This window comes from Planococcus notacanthi (assembly GCF_030407825.1).
Taxonomy (GTDB): domain Bacteria; phylum Bacillota; class Bacilli; order Bacillales_A; family Planococcaceae; genus Planococcus; species Planococcus notacanthi.
In genome coordinates this window covers 124,779-141,378 of sequence record NZ_JASDCQ010000005.1, presented here as the reverse complement: position 1 = coordinate 141,378, position 16,600 = coordinate 124,779, and the positions used below count along the sequence as shown (strand labels likewise).

The window sequence follows — 16,600 nt, the reverse complement described above, 5'->3', positions numbered from 1 at the left end:
TCCGTTCTGTGTTACGATTTTTCTTCGTTTTGCACGCCTTTTTCCATGGCTTTCCAAGCTAAAGTCGCACATTTAATACGGGCCGGGAACTGAGAGACGCCTTGCAATGCTTCAATGTCACCAAGGTCAATCGAATCATCGTACTCTTTGCCAAGCATCATATCAGAAAAGATGCCGGAAAGCCGTAATGCCGTATCAATTTCCTGCCCCTTAACTGCCTGCGTCATCATCGAAGCTGAAGCCATAGAAATCGAACATCCTTCACCGTCAAACTTCGCATCTTTGACGATGCCGTCTTCGACCTGCAAAGTCAGATGGATGCGATCTCCACAGGTCGGATTGTTCATCTCGATATTGACGCTGTTGTTTTCAATTGTGCCCTTATTGCGGGGCGTTTTGTAATGGTCCATAATGACGCGTCGGTATAATTGATCTAAATTAGAAGACATCGTTGAAATACTCCTTTGCTGAACGCAGACCTTCCACTAAGCGGTCAACATCTGACTCGCTATTGTATAAGTAGAAGCTTGCGCGTGCTGTAGCTGTAACTTCCAGCCATTTCATCAAAGGCTGCGCACAGTGATGGCCTGCACGAACCGCAATACCGCTCATGTCAAGGACAGTGGCAACATCATGCGGATGGACATCGTTCAAGTTGAAGGTGACGATGCCTGCCCGATGCTGGGGATCAGCTGGACCGTAGATTTCCAGTCCTTCGATGCCGCCCATTTTATCCATCGCATAAGCAGCCATTTGGTGCTCATGTTTCTCAATTTCATTTAAGCCGATTTCGTTGAGAAAATCAATCGCTGCGCCTAATCCGACAGCACCTGCAATAATAGGTGTACCGCCTTCAAACTTCCAGGGCAGCTCTTTCCAAGTCGAATCGTACAATCCGACAAAATCAATCATTTCTCCACCAAACTCCACCGGTTCCATGTTGTTCAATAATTCTTTTTTGCCATAAAGAACGCCGATCCCTGTAGGGCCGCACATTTTATGGCCGGAAAAAGCAAAGAAATCACAGTCAAGCTGCTGTACATCTATTTTCAGATGCGGTGCTGCTTGAGCGCCATCGACAACCATAACCGCTCCATTTTCATGGGCGATCTGAGCGACTTCTTTGACCGGGTTCATAGTGCCGAGAACATTCGAGACATAGACCATCGAAACAATCTTCGTCCGTTCGGTTACAGCAGCGCGAACCTGCTCCAAGGAAATCGTGCCATCTTTTTCAAGTTCAACATATTTCAAAATGGCTCCACGTTCTTTCGCCAATTGTTGCCACGGAATAATATTGGAATGGTGTTCCATGTAGGTGATGACAATTTCATCGCCTTCATTCACATTGGCTCGGCCGTAGCTTTGCGCAACAAGGTTAATGGCTGTTGTCGTTCCCCGCAGGAAAATGATTTCTTCCGTTGAATTGGCGTTGATGAATTTCCGGACTTTGTCGCGCGCGCCTTCGTACTTTTCAGTTGCACGGTTCCCGAGCGTATGGACGCCCCGATGTACGTTGGCATTGTCGAACTCATAGTAGTTCTTCATGGCTTCGATCACTTGAACCGGCTTCTGTGAAGTGGCTGCACTGTCCAGATAAACAAGCGGATGCCCATTTATTTCTTGGTTGAGTATCGGAAAATAGCTTTTTATCTCTTGGTTGATCATTAGCGGACTTTCCTTTCGATAACCTCCGTCAATTGCTTTTTAACGCCTTCGATTGGCAATACACGGACAACCGGTGCCAGGAAGCCGTGAATAACAAGACGTTCAGCTTCTTGTTTTGTAATGCCTCGGCTCATCAAATAATACAATTGAAGCGGATCAACACGTCCGACTGATGCAGCGTGTCCTGCAGTTACGTCATCTTCATCGATTAGAAGAATCGGGTTAGCGTCTCCACGTGCTTTTTCACTCAACATCAGCACACGCGATTCCTGTTCGGCATTGGCTTTTGATGCACCGTGTTCGATTTTACCGATCCCGTTGAAAATAGCAGATGCGGCTTCTTTCATCACGCCGTGAGTCAAGATCTGGCCTTCTGAATTTTTGCCCCAATGTCTTACAGTTGTTGTAAAGTTCTGTTTCTGGGATCCTCTTCCAACTACCACTGTTTTTGTATCGCCTGTTGAGTTATCGCCAATCAGGTAAGTTGTATTTTCAGAGATGGTGTCGCTGTCGTTCATCATGCCAAGTGCCCATTCAATCGTCGCATCGCGTTTTGCCACTCCGCGGCGGTTGATATAAGCAGTAAATCCTTCAGCCAATACATCTACTGCGCCGTAAGTGATTTTTGCATTATCTTCCGCAATGACTTCAGAAACGATATTCGCCAATCCGTTCGCGTGTGGAACAGTTGAGATATAGGTTTCAACGTAAGTCACCTGGCTGCTTGTGTCTGCTACCACCAACACGTGGTTGAACAGCGAAGCATCTTCATTGTCATGAATGAATACCACTTGTACAGGTTCTTCAACTATGACGTTTTTAGGAACATAAAGGAATACTCCACCGTTTAATAAAGCTGCATGAAGGGATGTCAATTTATGTTCTTCCGCTTTTACTGCCTCATTCATAAAGTATTTCCCGACAAGATCTGCATGGTCACGAATCGCTGTGAAGATATCTGTCAAGATAACTCCCTGTGCTTTCAGCTCTTCAGGCAATGCTAAATAGGCTGGTGTATTGTTATGCTGGATATACAAGCTTTTCTGTTTCAAGTCAACAAGAGACTGAACCTCTTCAGGCAGCTCTGTAAGCGATGAGTAAGTTGAACTCTCTGTTGAATGAACCGGAAATTCTGTAAAGTTCCAGGCAGTGATTTTTGTTTTATCAGGTTTTGGCAACGGCAATGTTTCTGCAGCTGCAAGCGCCTGAACACGCAAGTTTGTAAACTCTTCAGGTTCTGATTTAGAAGCCGAGAAGGAACGTACTTCCTGCTCGGTTATTGATAGATTTGTTTCAACCGTCACGTTAGTTGCCCCTTCCAATTAAGCTTGTTGTCCTACAGTCTCATCTTCGATGCCAAGTTCAGCTTTGATCCAGTCGTAGCCTTCAGCTTCAAGTTTGTGAGAAAGTTCTTCTCCACCTGATTTGACTACGCGTCCTTGCATCATTACATGGACATGGTCAGGAGTGATGTAGTTCAGCAAACGCTGGTAATGAGTGATGATCAAGCAGCCAAAGCTTTCGCTTCTCATTTGGTTGATGCCTTCTGAAACAACTTTCAATGCATCGATATCCAAACCAGAGTCAATCTCGTCCAGAATCGCGAATTTCGGTTTGATCATCATCAATTGAAGAATCTCATTGCGTTTCTTTTCCCCGCCTGAGAAGCCTTCGTTCAAGTAACGCTGTGCCATATCTTCCTGCATATCAAGCACTTCCATTTTGCTGTCCAACTCGCGGATGAATTTCATCAAAGAAATTTCATCGCCTTCTTCGCGGCGTGCGTTCATTGCTGAACGCATAAAGTCAGCATTGGTCACTCCAGAAATTTCGCTTGGATATTGCATACCTAGGAAAAGGCCAGCGCGTGCGCGTTCGTCAACTTCCATCTCGAGAACGTCTTCGCCGTCCAAAGTGATAGATCCTTGAGTAATTTCATATTTTGGATGCCCCATGATAGCCGATGCTAAAGTAGATTTCCCTGTGCCGTTAGGCCCCATGATTGCATGTATTTCACCTGTATTAATTGTTAAGTCTACACCCTTTAAAATCTCTTTGTCTTCGATTTTAACGTGTAAATCTTTAATGACCAAAGTTGACATGTAAATACCTCCATAAAGTTAATTTTGAATGGCAAAGCATTCTTAATTAGTATCATTCTAATCTTAACCCATATTCACCTTACTGGCAAATCATTAAACTGCTTCAAAAGTTTAAGCAAAACATTTTAGAATACTGTATTTCCTAGTATTTTCTAAAAGCGCTGTATGACAACTGTCATGCTTCTATATTTTCAATAAAAGGTATCTAAATGAGAATCCGTATCAATAAAAAACCAGCATCCGAGGATGCTGGTTCCGTTTTTATATGTTTAGTCTCGATGTACCTGCCGTTCGATTTGGCTGGCTACTTTTTGGCCTAGCTGATAATCCTGTTCACGGCGCTGTTCTACTTCGATGATTTTGTCAGGGTCATTTTGGTACTCGTCAATTCCGAAACCATGTGCGTTTCTGAATGCCTGTTCCATTTTCTCCGTCTTTTCAATTCCTTGCGATTCGATAATGAACCATTCCTTTCAATCTTTTGGGATTTAGGATTACGTTTGTAAGTATACCCCATCAACAACCATATAAACACGGCTATTGTCTAATTAATCTGAAAATAGAACTATTTCCTTATTAATCTACCAATATCAGAAAACCCCAGACAAGTGAATGTCTGGGGTTCAATCTATTTACTGTGAAACTTCATTGTAGACGCTCGAAGGGGCTAAATCCTGCTCCACCAACAATTCATTTAACAAAGCATCCGCTTCACCAAACTTTTTGTCAGCTGCTTCAAAAGAAGCGTCTTTCGCCAATGCTTCGGCTTTCATCTCATAAGATTCCATTATCGCTGTAAATGCTGTTTCGATTTGTTCTTGCTGACCTTCCAATGCTGTTGGAATTTCTAAGGTTTCTACAGCATCTGCCGCATTTTCAGCAGATAGGATAGCTGCATCCTTCATTGTCTGCAGTTCCTCACCCTCTGGCAATGTACCTTCAGCTTGGCCCATTTCAAACAAATTCAAATCGCCGTCAACTGCATTGATCGTATTTGGAATGGCCATATAAAACTTCATCAATTCTTGCTTTACATCTTTGTCCGTTTCAGAAACGCCTGAGTCTGCAGTCGCTTCTTTCGTATCGGATGTTTCATCTGTTCCACATGCCGCCAAAAAAACGGTGGCAGTTAACGCGATTGCTGCAAATTTCTTCATGATGTTTCCCCCTATTGTGTAATATCTCCGTTATAATAGCACAGAAATTACCAATAGAATAGACTAGATGAAATAGCCGCAATCTCCAGAATCGCTTAATTATTGCAAACTTTTCTTGCCATTTGTAAAACGATCTACAATATGTGCCAAAGCGCCGTCACCCGTGACGTTGGCAGCTGTTCCAAAGCTGTCCTGGGCCATGTAAAGGGCGATCATCAACGCCACCATAGTAGGGTCAAATCCAAGCATGACTTCCAGCAATCCGATTGCTGCCATAACAGCGCCTCCCGGAACTCCTGGAGCTGCTATCATCGTAACGCCCAACATTAAAATGAATGGAAAGAAATCGCTGAACACTGGGGTTCCGCCCGTCAACAATAAGACACCGATGGCACAGGACACCAAAGTAATGGTACTGCCTGACAAATGAATCGTCGCAAACAAAGGAACTGTAAAGTCCGCTACCCGTTCATTGGCACCCGATTTGCGTGCCTGGCGAAGCGTCACCGGGATAGTCGCTGCTGAAGACTGCGTTCCTAGAGCTGTAAAATAAGCCGGCATCATGGTTTTTAGTAGGATAAATGGATTTCTTCCTTTCAATGCTCCTGCTGTTGAATACTGCAGCAATAGCATTACCCAATGCAGAATGATGATCATGACAAAGACAATCGCAAACAATGACAGAATTTCAAATACGGCTCCGCCATACGCCATGTTCGCAAAAATACCAAAGATATGAAATGGCAAAAGAGGAATGATGACATAAGAAATTGTCTTTTCAATAATCGCCTGGAATTCATCAAAAAACGAAACCATAACTTTGCTGCCCGTTGACGCCATGCCGATACCGAGCAAGAACGCGAGAATCAGTGCAGACATCACACCAAAGACAGGGGGCATGTCTAATGTAATGAACGTCGCTGCTAATGCCTTTTCCGGATCTTCCATGCCACTTAAAGAACCTTCTTGCATAAAATTAGGCAAGACTGTAACTGCCACAAAAAAAGCTAACACGCCTGCTATGATGGTAGACGCATATGCTGCACCAGTAGCCATCCCCAGTAATTTGCCTGAACCTTTTCCTAATTTCGCAATACCTGGAGCAATGAACCCAAGAATGATCAACGGCACCACAAAGTTTAGGAAATTTCCGAAAAGCGATGTAAAGGTAGCGAAAACCCGCACCATACTTTCCGGTGCAACTAATCCAATAAGGACACCTAAAACGATTGCCACAATGATTCTCGGCAATAAACCAAAATTGAATTTCACGAAATTGTCCTCCTCATATGAACAAATGCTTCTTTTTTATTATTCAAAAGTAGCACAGACTAAGACAAAATGTAAGTTATACATTAATTTACGGAATATTTTTATTATTTCACCAAAAATAAAAAAGCATCCCGAAAGATGCTTTTTAAAATCAATCTACTGGTACGACCGCTCCGCCCCACTCTTCCAGAATGAAATCCTGGATTTCCTGAGATGTCAAAACTTCTACCAATGCTTTTACATTTTCATTCTCTTCATCGCCAGCGCGAACAGCAATAATGTTTACATAAGGCGACTCTGATGATTCAAGTGCAATTGAATCTTCCAACGGGCTAATTCCTGCATCAATGGCATAGTTGGAATTGATCAAGACAGCATCGCCTTCACCGGATTCATACATTTGAACCAGCAGGGCTGCCTCATAGTTCGCGTCAAACTGAAGATTTTTAGGATTTTCAACAACATCGCTTACTTCAGCAGCTGTTTTATCAACGCCTTCAGCCAATTTGATCAAACCTTCAGCTTCAAGCAGTGACAGAATACGCCCATGATCCGCTACCGAGTTGCTCATCAAAATCGTACCGCCTTCTGGAAGTTCATCAAGAGATGCGTAATCCTGTGAGTAGACTCCGATTGGTTCGATGTGGATTCCGCCAGCATTTTCGAATTCATAGCCATGATCCGCTACCTGTGATTCTAAATACGGAATATGCTGGAAGTAGTTGGCATCAATTTCACCAGACTCCAAGTCTTCGTTAGGGAGGACATAATCCTGATATGTTTCAATTTCCAATTCGATTCCTTGTTCTTCAAGAAGTGGCTGTGCTTGCTCTAGAATTTCAGCATGGGGTACATTGGAAGCACCAACACGCAAAGTCTTAGATTCTTCTTCACCCGCTCCGCCATTTCCGCATCCTGCAAGTACTAAAGCTGTCAACGCTGTTCCTACTACAAATTTCTTCATCTTTATCTCTCCCTTTTGCTGTGTTTTAGTTTATGGAACGGAAAATCCGCAATTACCGTTTATCTGCTTTTGTTGTTACCAAATCACCAATATATTGAATGACGAACACAATGATCAAGATTAGGATCGTCGCCATCAATGTGACGTCTTCACGGCTGCGCTGAAAACCATCCAGGAAAGCCAATGTCCCAAGGCCGCCTGCACCGATGATGCCTGCCATAGCCGTATAGCCGACCAATGCGATGGCTGTTACCGTAATTCCGGAAATCAATGCCGGTTTCGATTCAGGCAGCAGCACTTTCCAAATGATTGTGCCGGTCGTCGCGCCCATAGAGCGTGCTGCTTCGATGACTCCTTTGTCGATTTCCTTTAATGCAATCAACACCATGCGTGCATAAAATGGAGCTGAGCCGATGATCAATGCGGGCAAAGCTGCGTTTGGCCCCCGAATGGAACCCATCAGGAATAACGTAAAAGGAATCAATAAAATAATCAAAATGATAAATGGAATGGAGCGGAATATATTAACGAATGCACCTGTCAGCCAATTGACCACTTTATTGGCCCATAATTGCTTCGGAGCTGTCAAAAATAACAGGATTCCAAGAGCCAAACCGATGATGAATGTAAACAACGTTGATAAAGCTGTCATATAAAGAGTTTCAAGTGTGGCTTCCCACATACTGTCCCAATCTACATTGGGGAATAACGAATCAATCATTGTGCATTACCTCCGTTTGAACATCTTCTGAGTGGAGAAATGCCAAAGCTTCTTCCATTTCACCAGGAGAGCCTTTCAACTGAAGAATCAATGTTCCATAAGCTCCACGTTGCGTATGCGAAATATTGCCTTGGACGATATTGACTTCCACCGAATGGCTGCGAATCAGTTTTGTCAGAATTGGCTGTTCGGTTTGTTCTCCGACAAAAACCAATTTCACCAGTTCGCCTGTCGGATACAACTCACGAAGGTTTTTGATGGTTTCCTGTGAATCTCCACTATCAGTGACCTGGGCCACAAAGCGTTTGGTGATTTCTTCTTTTGGTGATTGGAAAACATTCAGAACATCCCCGAGCTCCACGACACGCCCGCCTTCCATTACAGCAACACGATGACAGATTTTTCGGATGACGTGCATTTCATGAGTAATCAATACGATGGTCAAGCCTAATCGCTTGTTGATATCGACCAATAAATCTAGGATTGCATCTGTCGTTTCCGGATCAAGTGCAGAAGTTGCTTCATCACATAATAGGACTTCCGGATCGTTCGCCAGCGCACGGGCAATACCGACACGCTGCTTCTGTCCGCCAGACAGTTCCGATGGATAAGCATTTTCGCGGCCCGATAATCCAACCAGCTCAATCAGTTCCTGCACCCGTTTTCCACGCTGCGCTTTTGAGACTCCCGCAATTTCCAAAGGGAATTCGATGTTCTCTTTAACCGTCCTCGACCATAATAAGTTGAAATGCTGGAAAATCATGCTGACTTTTTGGCGCGCTTTCCGCAATTCCCCGCCTTTAATGGACGTAATTACCTTTCCGTTGATTTCCACAGTGCCGGAAGTCGGTTTTTCCAATCCATTCAACAAGCGGATTAATGTACTTTTACCGGCTCCACTATATCCGATAATCCCAAATATTTCTCCATCAGCAATAGATAAATCAACTTGGTCGACAGCCGTAAGAACCGCCTTGCCTGTATCAAATTTTTTCGTCACTTTCTTTAACTCGATCATTCGTTGAACACCCCTGAATCCTAAAAATAAAAAACCCTTCCGCGCATAACTGAGCAGAAGGGCAAACGTATATTATACGGAAACCAATCTCTCATCTTCCAAAGCTTTCGCTTCGTGTGATTTGGCACCATTTCATTTTCATGACGGTTGCCGGGCTTCATAGGGCACTTCCCTCCACCACTCTTAATAAGAGTTCGATATGAAATTAGTAAAACAGAATAGATTTTAATTGGTGGTAAATCTTACGCTTCGCCTATTTCAAATAGAGTCCCGCGCTTTTCTTACCAGAAATTCAATTTACCATGACCGGCTATATTCGTCAACAGATTTCAACTTGCCATATAAATAAGGTACCGATTGGAAAGCGTAAATCTTTTCCTTGAGCTTCCCATTCTCTGTAATCAGCAGGCAAGGAACACTTTCCACTTCATACATTCCTGCAATTTCCTGTACATAGTTCAAGTTCGCTTTGCCAATCGGAAGATCCGGCAATAGTTCTGTGACAACCGACAGCATTTTGGAAGCTACCTGACAAGTCCCGCACATCGGTGTGTATAAGTAATACGCGGTAGTGCGATTGGTATTCTTTTCTTTGATCCATTCTTTATGAGTCCATTCCTGCATCGTCTTCATCCCTCTGTTAATAGCTTATTGACCTGGACATTCGCTGAGATGAGCACATCCATCAGGATCCGGAGCGGCGTTGCTGCGACTTCCTTGTAGCTCCGGTTCACATAAAAATGCCGGGCTTCAGGGAACTCACGCTTGACCAGCTTCCGCAATTTTTCTCCTGAAGAGTCTGCATCCACTAATATAATGATGTCCTGGCCTTCATATGGCAGCAGCAATTCTTCAAGTCTCGTTGGACTTACTGTACCATTTGTGCAAAGAATCGTCACGGGTTCTGCAATGAGCGGTGCAATTCTCGTCTTATCACTGAGCCCTTCCACAACAATCACCTTTCCCATAACACTCACCCCATCGAATATAGAATAAGTTCAAAAGCTGTTTCTATATAAGTTGAAATATACCCCTTTATATTGAGTTATTCCACAAATAAGCTTTTCAAAAACCAGTTGGTGCACGGTTAGTTCAAGAGATTGGACTCGATACCTAGTGAATAGGGGTTCTTCACAACTCTCTCCGTCTTTGGCGCAAATAAAAAAAGCGCCAAATTAAAGGCGCTTTCCGGGAATTATTCGTTGGTCATTTCTTTGTATTGATCAGCATTCATCAGATCACTGATTTCTTCTTCAGAAGGGGCTTCAATAACCACCATCCATGCCTGCTCGTAAGGTGACTCGTTGACGAATTCCGGGCTGTCTTCAAGCTCGGAGTTGACTTCGATCACTTTGCCGCTGATTGGTGCATATAATTCCGAAACTGTTTTAACGGATTCAACGCTGCCGAAAGGCTGGTCTTTTTTCAGTTCATCGCCAACTTGTGGAAGTTCAACAAATACGATATCTCCCAATTCAGCCTGTGCGAAATGAGTAATTCCGATACGCGCATTGCCATCTTCGATCTTAACCCATTCATGTTCTTTAGAATAACGAAGTTCTGCTGGTGTGCTCATCTTGACCCCTCCAAATTATGTAGTTGATTCAATTTCAGTTTGACATAAACAGCTGTGAAATACAAGATGATGCCGTTTCTTAAAGCCAGTTATTCTGGTAATCGGCTTCTTTAAAACCTAGTGTCACCTTTTTTCCATCCCAAGCCAACGGACGCTTGATCAACATGCCATCTGAAGCCAAAAGCTCTAATTGCTGTTCTTCGGTCATGGTCGATAATTTGTCTTTCAAGCCAAGCGAACGATAGATTAAACCGCTTGTATTGAAAAACTTCTTCAATTCCACACCGCTAGCCTGATAGATTTCAGCCAATTGTTCTTTTGTCGGCGGGTTTTCTGCGATATGTATTTCATTATATTCCACATTATTTTTGTCCAGCCAGCTTTTCGCTTTCCGGCAAGTTGTGCATTTCGGGTACGCATAATAAGTAATCAAGTTAGAACCTCCCTTTTTTCTAAGCTTACCAAAAAGAAGGCTTTCGGTCGACGCAAAAAAAACAGGCAAATCCGATAAGTTCGGATCTGCCTGTTACCGTTATCCCTTAAACGATGTATTTCTCAACGTCAATCAACTTAACAGCCGCTTCGCGTTTTTTCGCAATGACGTTGTAAGGCGTTGAACGGGTCAATTTACGCAATGCTGAAAGCATCATGCGCTGGTTGTCGCCTTCGATGGCTGCAATCAACGTTTCTTTGGCATCCTTTTCAATCTGGTCGAATGCTTCCTGGCAATAAATCTGCGTATACAGAAGTTTTTGCTTGGCTTTTTCTTCACCTGAAGCAGCAATCGCTTTTTCTGTACGCAACACTACTGATTCCATCGCAAAGACGTTGCTCACGATGTCTGCGATGTTGACAAGCACTTCCTGCTCCGCTTCCAACTTCGTGCCGTATGTCTGAGCCGCTAGGCCTGCAGCAAGCAAAGCAATTTTCTTGGCATTTTTCACCAAGTACTTCTCTTGAGCCAAAGCTTCTGTGCCAACTTCTTCCGGCATCATCATCATCAGTTCTTCCTGAAGCTTCTGTGCATGCTGCAATAATGGCAATTCACCTTTCATTGCTTTGCGCAATAGCGTTCCTGGCACCAATAGACGGTTGATTTCATTTGTTCCTTCAAAAATACGGTTGATGCGTGAATCACGGTAAATGCGTTCAATTTCGTATTCCTGCATAAAGCCGTAGCCTCCGTGCAACTGAACGCCTTCATCTACGATATAATCCAATGTTTCCGTACCGAAGAATTTATTAAGTGAGCATTCTACTGCAAACTCAGCAATCGAATCAGCCACTAATTTGCCATCAGCATGCTGCTCATCCGTAAAGCTGCTCATGCGGTCTTCGAACAATCCAACAGTACGATATACAGAGCTTTCAACTGCGTATAATTTAGATGCCATTGTCGCCAATTTCTCACGCGTCAAGTTGAATGAGGAAATTGGTGTCTTGAATTGCTGCCGCTGGTTCGTGTAAGGGATCGTCAATTCCATTGCGCGCTTAGAAGCCCCGATAGTGCCGACTCCCAATTTGTAGCGGCCGATGTTCAAGATGTTGAACGCAATGATATGTCCGCGCCCAGCTTCGCCCAATAGGTTTTCGACGGGAACTTCAGCGTCCTGCAGAATCAACGTCCGTGTAGAAGACGATTTGATGCCCATTTTCTTTTCTTCCGGTCCAACAGAAACGCCAGGGAATTCGCGCTCTACAATAAATGCAGAGAATTTGTCTCCATCGATTTTTGCATAGACTACGAATACATCCGCAAATCCAGCGTTGGTGATCCATTGCTTTTCACCGTTCAATACGTAATGTGTGCCTGCTTCGTTCAGCTTGGCAACTGTTTTCGCTCCTAATGCATCTGACCCTGAGCTTGGCTCAGTCAAAGCGTAAGCTGCAATCATTTCACCTGTCGCAAGGCGCGGCAAGTAGCTTTGTTTTTGTTCTTCATTACCGAAAAGAACGATTGGCAGTGAACCGATACCGACGTGTGCTCCGTGAGTGATTGAGAAGCCGCCCGCTTTCGACATTTTTTCAGCGATTAAAGCTGATGCGATTTTGTCTAATCCTAAACCGCCATATTGTTCCGGAACATCAGCACCAAGAAGGCCAAGGTCGCCTGCCGTTTTCAACAGACGGACAGAATGCTCAAATTCGTGGTTTTCCAGTTTTTCAACTACTGGCATTACTTCTGTGTTGACGTAATCCTCAGTCGTTTTCGCGATCATTTTTTGTTCTTCTGTGAAATCTTCCGGTGTGAATACCCGTGACAGATCCGCATCTTCAATTAAGAAACTGCCGCCTTTGATCAATGTTTTTGATTGTTCCATTTTGTATTCCTCCTATTTTGTAATTGCTTATTATGTTCTATTTTAAAGAAATCGCTCCAGGCGGACGCTTTCCGCTGGAGTTTCCGCTGATATGCTCCATATCCTTACAAAATATTTATCAAATTCAGTTCTACAGCATTTCAAAGACGCCTGCTGCGCCCATTCCTCCACCGATACACATTGTGACGACACCGAACTGCTTGCCTTGGCGCTTCAATTCACTCATCATACGGATCGTCAGGATCGAGCCCGTCGCCCCCAGTGGATGGCCAAGTGCAATGGCTCCCCCGTTGAAGTTGACTTTGTCGATATCCAATCCAAGCTCCCGAATGACGCCAAGCGATTGGGAAGCGAATGCTTCGTTCAATTCCCATACATCGATGTCATCAATCGTCAATCCAGCCAATTTCAAGGCTTTTGGAATGGCTACAACAGGACCGATGCCCATTACTTCCGGCGGTACGCCGCCAGTTGCAAACGAACGGAATTTCGCAATCGGTTTCAAGCCTAGAGCTTCTGCCTTTTCACGGTCCATCACCAGCAATGCGCCGGCGCCGTCAGAAGTCTGTGAAGAGTTTCCAGCGGTAACCGTGCCACGGGCTGAGAAAGCAGAGCGCAATTTGTTCAAGGTTTGGATGCTGGTGCCATGGCGGACACCTTCATCCATTTCGAACATAGATGTTTTCTCCTGGTATTTATTGTTTTCATCAACATATCGTTTCGTCACTTCGACAGGCACAACTTCTTCATCAAAGTGCCCGGCTGCAATGGCTGCTGCCGCTTTTTCATGGGAACGGACAGAAAATGCATCCTGGTCTTCACGGCTGATGCCGTATTGTGTGGCTACTTGTTCTGCCGTATGCCCCATGCTCATATAGTATTGCGGTGCTGTTTCTGCCAATTTCGCGTTTGGACGGATGACATTGCCCATCATCGGCACCATGCTCATCGATTCTACGCCGCCTGCAATGATTGCTTCAGCTGAACCAACCATGATGCGTTCTGCTGCATAGGCGATCGACTGAAGGCCAGAAGAACAGAAACGGTTGACGGTAACGGCTGAGACCGTATCCGGTAAACCTGCAAGTGCTCCGATATTGCGTGCGATGTTCATGCCTTGCTCTGCTTCCGGCATGGCACATCCCATGATCAAATCATCTATCGGCCCGTCGTACCCGCCAGCCCGCTGTAGCGTTTCTCTAACAACCAATGCGCCGAAATCGTCCGGACGCACCGTGGCTAAAGAACCTTTTGCCGCTTTTCCGACCGGTGTTCGAGCACTGGCCACAATTACTGCTTCACGCATGTGTAGTTCCTCCTTTTATAATCAACGATTAATTACGTAATGGTTTTCCTTTAACCAGCATATGCTGCATGCGCTGCTGGGTTTTCGGTTCTGCTACAAGACTCAAGAACGCTTGGCGCTCAAGATCAAGCAAGTATTGCTCGTCCACTTTTGTGCCATAGGGAACTTTTCCGCCTGACAGTACAAACGCCAGTTTTTTGGCGATTTTTAAATCGTATTCACTGATATAGCCGGAAATGAACATGCCTTCTGCGCCCAATAACAATGTCGCGTAGCCAGGTTCACCGGTTACCGGTACTTTTTCACGCTGCGGTGCCTGATAGCCCGTTTCGTAGAGTGCAAGAGCCGCTTGTTTCGCATCGTAGATCAAATGGTCGCTGTTGACGCTGATGCCGTCCACGAAATTCAAGAAGTTGTTTTCCCGTGCTTCTTCTGCTGACGTGGAGACTTTCGCCATCGCAATCGATTCGAATACTTTGCTGGCGACGTTTTGATAATCTACGGTCACGCCATTTGGCAAACCTTTCAACTGCTTCATATAAAGCTCTTTGTTTCCGCCGCCGCCCGGAATCAGCCCGACGCCTGCCTCCACCAAGCCCATATAGGTCTCCATCGAAGCCTGGATGTGTGCAGCCGGCAATGCCACTTCTGCGCCGCCGCCAAGAGACATGCCGAATGGTGCTGCTACTACCGGTTTATTGCTGTATTTGATTTTCATCATGGCATTTTGGAATGTCTTGATGGTGAAATCAAGTTCAAAAATATTGTCATCCTGTGCTTCCATCAGAATCATGGCGAGGTTCGCGCCTACACAGAAATTCTTGCCCTGATTGCCTATGACTAGCCCTTTGAAGTTTTTCTCCACTTCATCGACTGCGTAATTGATCATTTGCATGATATCCAAGCCAATGGCATTCGAGCGTGAATGAAATTCAAGCAATGCAATCCCGTCGCCTAAGTCAATCAAGCTTGCACCTGAATTTGATTTGATGACGCCGTGCTTTTTCTTGTAGCGTTTCAAGTCAATCACTTTTTCATTCACTGGAACTGGCTGATAGCTTGTGCCGTTGAAGAAATGAAGGTCGTTATTTTCTTCTTTATAGAAGGTTTCGTTTCCGCTGTCGAGCAAGGCCTGCACGAATGCTGGAACCGGATGCCCTTCCTGTTTCATTTTTTCAACTGATTTTTGGACACCGATGGCATCCCAGGTTTCAAACGGACCTTGTTCCCAGCCGAAGCCCCATTTCATGGCATTATCGATGGCAACGATGTCGTCTGCGATTTCCCCGTTCAATTCGGCCGAATAACGCAATGTCGGAGCCAGTACGCTCCAAAGCAGTTCTCCGGTGCGATCTTCTGCATAGACAAGCGTTTTCATTTTAGCCGCAAGGCCTTTTTGCTGTTTCGCCATTTCCTGTGAAGGCGTTTTCAATTTTCCGGCTGCGCGGTAGTCAAGCGTCTCCGGATCAAGCTCCAGGATTTCTTTGTCTTTTTTCAAGAAAAACCCTTGGCCCGATTTTGCGCCAAGCCAACCGTTCTCTACCATCTTCTTCATAAATACGGGTGCTTCGAACACTTTCTGTTCTTCACCTGAAGTTTGGTCATAGACATTTTTAGCTACGTGCATAAAGGTATCCAGCCCTACAACATCCAATGTACGGAATGTCGCTGATTTCGGACGGCCGATTAATGGCCCCGTTACAGAATCCACTTCCCCGATTGAATAGCCACGTGCCATCATTTCACGCAAAGTGACAAGCAATCCGTATGTCCCAATGCGGTTAGCGATAAAATTCGGTGTGTCTTTTGCAATTACTACACCCTTGCCTAAAACGTCTTCTCCGAATGTTGTCATAAACTCCACGACTTCAGGAGCTGTAGTTTTCGCAGGAATTACTTCCAACAGTTTCAAATAGCGAGGCGGGTTGAAAAAGTGGGTCCCAAGGAAATGTTTGCCGAAATCTTCCGAGCGCCCTTCCACCATCGCATTAATGCTGATGCCTGATGTATTTGAAGAAATGATGGTGCCGTCTTTTCTGACGCCATCAATTTTTTCGTATAATGATTTTTTCACGTCAAGATTTTCAACAATGACTTCAATGATCCAATCGACTTCCTGTAATTTTTCAAGATCGTCTTCCAGATTTCCTGGTGTGATTAATTGAAGATTCTTTTTAGCTGTCAATGGAGCCGGTTTCTGCTTAAGCAGTTTCTGGATAGAACCAGTTGCAATGCGATTGCGTACAGCCTTGTCCTCTAAAGTTAACCCTTTTGCCTGTTCTTCCTTCGACAATTCACGCGGAACAATATCAAGCAACAATACAGGGATTCCTATATTTGCAAGGTGCGCTGCGATTCCTGAACCCATTACACCTGAACCGAGTACAGCCGCTTTTCTAATTTGGTAAGCCACTAGCAAACCCTCCTTGAATTTTTGAATGAACCCTCATTCATTTTTTGATTAAAAAAATAGAACGTTCTCTATGTCTCTTAGT

17 protein-coding genes and 1 riboswitch are annotated in these 16,600 nt (G+C 44.6%); all 17 genes read right to left on the bottom strand.

From position 1 onward, the window contains the following. Nucleotides 1-11: 11 nt before the first annotated feature. Nucleotides 12-449 (bottom strand): Fe-S cluster assembly sulfur transfer protein SufU, encoded by a 438-nt coding sequence (gene sufU / locus QMA01_RS16120; protein ID WP_191716516.1) that lies wholly within the window; start codon nt 447-449, stop codon nt 12-14. Further along, entirely contained in the window at nt 439-1,668 is a 1,230-nt protein-coding gene (locus QMA01_RS16115) for a cysteine desulfurase (protein WP_191716517.1), read from the bottom strand. The genes sufU and QMA01_RS16115 overlap by 11 nt, the downstream gene beginning before the upstream one ends. Next, entirely contained in the window at nt 1,668-2,972 is a 1,305-nt protein-coding gene (gene sufD / locus QMA01_RS16110; protein WP_191716518.1) for a Fe-S cluster assembly protein SufD, read from the bottom strand. Before sufD ends, QMA01_RS16115 begins: the two co-directional genes overlap by 1 nt. Before the next feature lie 18 nt (nt 2,973-2,990). Continuing rightward, nucleotides 2,991-3,776, bottom strand: a complete 786-nt coding sequence (gene sufC / locus QMA01_RS16105; protein WP_290186712.1) for a Fe-S cluster assembly ATPase SufC — start codon at nt 3,774-3,776, stop codon at nt 2,991-2,993. A gap of 263 nt (nt 3,777-4,039) precedes the next feature. Next, nucleotides 4,040-4,195 carry a YuzK family famiily protein gene (locus QMA01_RS16100; protein ID WP_191716520.1) on the bottom strand — a complete coding sequence of 52 codons (156 nt, stop codon included), beginning with the start codon at nt 4,193-4,195 and terminating at the stop codon, nt 4,040-4,042. A 207-nt stretch (nt 4,196-4,402) separates the two neighbouring features. Continuing rightward, the gene (locus QMA01_RS16095; RefSeq protein ID WP_191716521.1) at nt 4,403-4,927 is read right to left on the bottom strand and encodes a hypothetical protein; all 525 of its coding nucleotides are present in this window, start codon (nt 4,925-4,927) and stop codon (nt 4,403-4,405) included. A 99-nt stretch (nt 4,928-5,026) separates the two neighbouring features. Further along, nucleotides 5,027-6,199 carry a dicarboxylate/amino acid:cation symporter gene (locus tag QMA01_RS16090; RefSeq protein WP_191716522.1) on the bottom strand — a complete coding sequence of 391 codons (1,173 nt, stop codon included), beginning with the start codon at nt 6,197-6,199 and terminating at the stop codon, nt 5,027-5,029. 151 nt (nt 6,200-6,350) lie between these two features. After that, entirely contained in the window at nt 6,351-7,163 is an 813-nt protein-coding gene (locus tag QMA01_RS16085) for a MetQ/NlpA family ABC transporter substrate-binding protein (protein ID WP_191716523.1), read from the bottom strand. 52 nt (nt 7,164-7,215) lie between these two features. After that, a complete protein-coding gene (locus QMA01_RS16080; protein WP_191716524.1) occupies nt 7,216-7,884 on the bottom strand; it encodes a methionine ABC transporter permease in 669 nt (222 codons plus the stop codon). Then, on the bottom strand, nt 7,877-8,902 hold the full coding sequence (locus QMA01_RS16075) for a methionine ABC transporter ATP-binding protein (RefSeq protein ID WP_191716525.1): 1,026 nt from the start codon (nt 8,900-8,902) through the stop codon (nt 7,877-7,879). The genes QMA01_RS16080 and QMA01_RS16075 overlap by 8 nt, the downstream gene beginning before the upstream one ends. 88 nt (nt 8,903-8,990) lie before the next feature. After that, a riboswitch (SAM riboswitch) is annotated at nt 8,991-9,095 on the bottom strand. A 104-nt stretch (nt 9,096-9,199) separates the two neighbouring features. Next, entirely contained in the window at nt 9,200-9,526 is a 327-nt protein-coding gene (locus tag QMA01_RS16070) for a thioredoxin family protein (RefSeq protein ID WP_191716526.1), read from the bottom strand. A gap of 5 nt (nt 9,527-9,531) precedes the next feature. Further along, the gene (locus QMA01_RS16065) at nt 9,532-9,870 is read right to left on the bottom strand and encodes a ribonuclease M5 (protein WP_191716527.1); all 339 of its coding nucleotides are present in this window, start codon (nt 9,868-9,870) and stop codon (nt 9,532-9,534) included. A 227-nt stretch (nt 9,871-10,097) separates the two neighbouring features. Beyond that, entirely contained in the window at nt 10,098-10,478 is a 381-nt protein-coding gene (gene gcvH / locus QMA01_RS16060) for a glycine cleavage system protein GcvH (protein WP_191716528.1), read from the bottom strand. Between the two features lie 79 nt (nt 10,479-10,557). Then, nucleotides 10,558-10,911, bottom strand: a complete 354-nt coding sequence (locus tag QMA01_RS16055; RefSeq protein ID WP_191716529.1) for an arsenate reductase family protein — start codon at nt 10,909-10,911, stop codon at nt 10,558-10,560. 106 nt (nt 10,912-11,017) lie between these two features. Then, nucleotides 11,018-12,799: an acyl-CoA dehydrogenase family protein gene (locus QMA01_RS16050; protein WP_191716530.1), complete on the bottom strand. Its 1,782-nt coding sequence runs from the start codon at nt 12,797-12,799 to the stop codon at nt 11,018-11,020. A 130-nt stretch (nt 12,800-12,929) separates the two neighbouring features. After that, entirely contained in the window at nt 12,930-14,105 is a 1,176-nt protein-coding gene (locus QMA01_RS16045; RefSeq protein WP_191716531.1) for an acetyl-CoA C-acetyltransferase, read from the bottom strand. Nucleotides 14,106-14,133: 28 nt separating this feature from the next. Beyond that, on the bottom strand, nt 14,134-16,518 hold the full coding sequence (locus tag QMA01_RS16040; protein WP_191716532.1) for a 3-hydroxyacyl-CoA dehydrogenase/enoyl-CoA hydratase family protein: 2,385 nt from the start codon (nt 16,516-16,518) through the stop codon (nt 14,134-14,136). Nucleotides 16,519-16,600 lie beyond the last annotated feature (82 nt).